This window comes from Sphingomonas sanguinis (assembly GCF_001476905.1).
Taxonomy (GTDB): domain Bacteria; phylum Pseudomonadota; class Alphaproteobacteria; order Sphingomonadales; family Sphingomonadaceae; genus Sphingomonas; species Sphingomonas sanguinis_B.
Genome location: NZ_LDTE01000180.1, coordinates 1 through 701, shown reverse-complemented (window position 1 = coordinate 701; position 701 = coordinate 1). Strand labels below are relative to the sequence as shown.

At 64.5% G+C, this 701-nt stretch carries 1 pseudogene; it reads left to right on the top strand.

Annotated features, from left to right (window positions below):
- Positions 1-471 (top strand): annotated as a pseudogene (locus tag SB4_RS18345) (TonB-dependent receptor); the annotation flags it as partial.
- Between the last annotated feature and the right edge of the window lie 230 nt (positions 472-701).

Here is a 701-nt window from a genome sequence, read left to right as displayed (position 1 = left end):
CGCCCGCCCGCCTTATGGGTGTCGGCGACGACCAATTACCGGCTGGAGGATCGGCTGACCCTGCGCGGGACCGGCCCGGTGCTCGACCTGCTCGATGGCGCGACGCTCAGCGGGACCGGGGGACGGCCGCGCTGGGACGTCGATCTGAACGGCCATTTCTCTTACGGCCTGTTCAACCTGGGGGTCTATGGGCGCATCCAGGGGCCGACCCGCATCCGCAGCGACATCGCCGCCTCCGACCTGCGCTTTTCGGGCCGGACCTGGCTCGTCCTCTACAGCTTCGTCCGTATGGAAAACATCATCAAGAAACCCTGGGCAAAGGGGCTGAACGTCAATTTTACGGTCGAGAATCTGCTGAACGACCGGATCAACGTCACCGACCGCAACGGCAATACGCCCAACCGCTTCCAGCCCGCCTATATCGATCCCATCGGCCGCTCGATCCGGGTGGGGGTGCGGAAGTTGTTTTGAGGGGCATCTTCCTGAACGGCGCAGAACAATCGCGTTCAGCTTGGCGAAGCGGTGCTTGTCCCATGATGCCTTCATGCCCGGTGGTGGGCATGGAGGGACTAGTCATGAAGGTGACGCGTATCATTGTCGCCGGGCTTGCGATCGCAACGCTGGGTCTGGGTGCGAATGCCAGTGCGCAGGAATGGGGACCGCCCCCGCCTCCGCCGCCTCCAGGCTGGGGACCTCCGCCC